The 1,996-nt window shown below is 64.5% G+C and carries 2 protein-coding genes and 1 pseudogene; all 3 read left to right on the top strand.

The genetic code is table 11. The features are described from left to right. Positions 1-672 (top strand): ABC transporter permease (locus EN991_RS34065; protein WP_164769589.1); only part of this gene is annotated, 672 nt, incomplete at its 5' end. Positions 673-741: 69 nt separating this feature from the next. After that, a complete protein-coding gene (locus EN991_RS34060; RefSeq protein ID WP_164753796.1) occupies positions 742-1,764 on the top strand; it encodes an LLM class flavin-dependent oxidoreductase in 1,023 nt (340 codons plus the stop codon). Positions 1,765-1,805: 41 nt separating this feature from the next. Next, a pseudogene (locus EN991_RS34055) lies at positions 1,806-1,996 on the top strand (hypothetical protein); the annotation flags it as partial.

The following is a 1,996-nucleotide window of genomic DNA, read 5'->3' as shown; positions in this document are numbered from 1 at the left end:
GCGCTGCACTGGTTCGGGACCGATCAGCTCGGCCGCGATGTGCTGTCCCGCATCATCGTCGGTTCGCGCGACATCCTGCTGGTTGCGCCGCTGGCGACGCTGGCCGGGGTTGCCGCCGGCAGCATCATCGGCCTGGTGCTCGGCTATTTCGAGGGCCTCACTGATGCCATCGGCGCGCGGCTGCTCGATACGCTGATGGCGTTTCCGTTCATCGTTCTCGTCACCATGACGCTGGTGGCGATCGGCCCGTCGAACCTGACCGTCATCCTGGTGATCGGCATCGCCTACGCGCCGCTGGTGGCGCGCACCGTTCGCGCCGCCGTGCGTGAGCAGAAGCAGCGCGACTATGTCAGCGCCGCGCGCCTCGGCGGCGAGGGCGCGCTCGCCATCATGTTCCTGGAGATACTGCCCAACATCAGGGAAACGATCCTCATCGAGCTCGTCACAAGGCTGGGCTACGCGTTCTTCTCGATCGCGACGCTGAGCTTTCTCGGCCTCGGCATCCAGCCGCCATCGGCCGACTGGGGACTGGCCGTCGCCGACGGCTATGGCTTCCTGACCGGCGGAAAATGGTGGGTCGTCGTCTTCAATTCTGGGGCAATCGTCTCGCTGGTGATGGCGACCAACCTGATCGCACAAGGCATTGGCGCCTTCGAGAATAGCGATGCATGAGCCTTGATCCGGGCGCCAAAAAATCTCTTTTGCATTGAAGCCTGACGCGCATCCTTATATCGCATGACTATGAAGAAAATCGGTTTCCTGTCGTTCGGGCACTGGACGCCCTCGTCGCAATCGCAAGTGCGCTCGGCTTCGGACGCGCTTTTGCAATCCATAGAGCTGGCTGTCGCCGCCGAGCAGCTGGGCGCGGACGGCGCGTATTTTCGCGTGCATCACTTCGCCCGCCAGCTCGCGTCGCCGTTCCCGCTGCTGGCGGCGGTCGGCGCCAGGACCAGCCGTATCGAGATCGGCACCGCGGTCATCGACATGCGCTACGAGAATCCGCTCTACATGGCCGAGGATGCCGGTGCTGCCGACATCATCGCCGGCGGGCGCCTGCAGCTCGGCATCAGCCGTGGCTCGCCCGAGCAGGTGATCGATGGCTGGCGCCATTTCGGTTACGCGCCGCCGGAAGGCAAAAGCGACGCCGACATGGCGCGGCATCATGCCGAGGTCTTCCTCGAGACGCTGCGGGGCGAGGGGTTCGCCCAACCCAATCCGCGGCCGATGTTCCCCAATCCGCCCGGCCTCTTGCGCCTCGAGCCGCATTCGGAGGGTCTGCGCGAGCGGATCTGGTGGGGTGCGGCTACCAACGCCACGTCGGAATGGGCAGCCAAGCTCGGCATGAACCTGCAGAGCTCGACGCTCAAATTCGACGAGAGCGGCAAGCCGTTCCACATCCAGCAGGCCGAGCAGGTCCGCATCTATCGCGAGGCCTGGAAGGCAGCCGGCCACAAGCGCGAGCCGCGCGTCTCGGTCAGCCGCAGCATCTTCGCGCTGGTCGACGATCGCGACCGTGCTTATTTCGGCCGCGGCAATGAGAGCCGCGACCAGATCGGCTTCATCGAGGAGAACACCAAAGCGATCTTCGGGCGCAGCTACGCGGCCGAGCCGGATGTGCTGATCAAGGAATTGGCGCAGGACGAGGCGATCGCCGAAGCCGATACGCTGCTGCTCACCGTTCCGAACCAGCTCGGCGTCGACTACAATGCGCATGTCATCGAGGCGATCCTGACCCATGTCGCTCCAGCGCTGGGCTGGCGCTGACGCCGGATCGATCAGGGCCGAGTTTTCCAGGGAGGTACACAGTGCCAAAGAAGGCCTTGATCGCCTGGGGCGGCTGGGAGGGCCATACGCCGGAGCAGAGCGCGAAGATCGTTCGCACCTTGCTTGAGCGAAACGGCTTCGACGTCACGCTGGGTGAGGGCACGGCGATGTTCGCCGGTCCGGAGCTTGCTTCCTTCGATCTCATCGTGCCTGTCATCACGATGTCGATGAT

The organism is Mesorhizobium sp. M7A.F.Ca.US.005.03.2.1 (assembly GCF_003997795.1).
GTDB classification, from domain to species: Bacteria; Pseudomonadota; Alphaproteobacteria; order Rhizobiales; family Rhizobiaceae; genus Mesorhizobium; species Mesorhizobium ciceri.
Note: the sequence above shows the minus strand (reverse complement) of the source record. Positions and strands in the feature narration are given on the sequence as shown.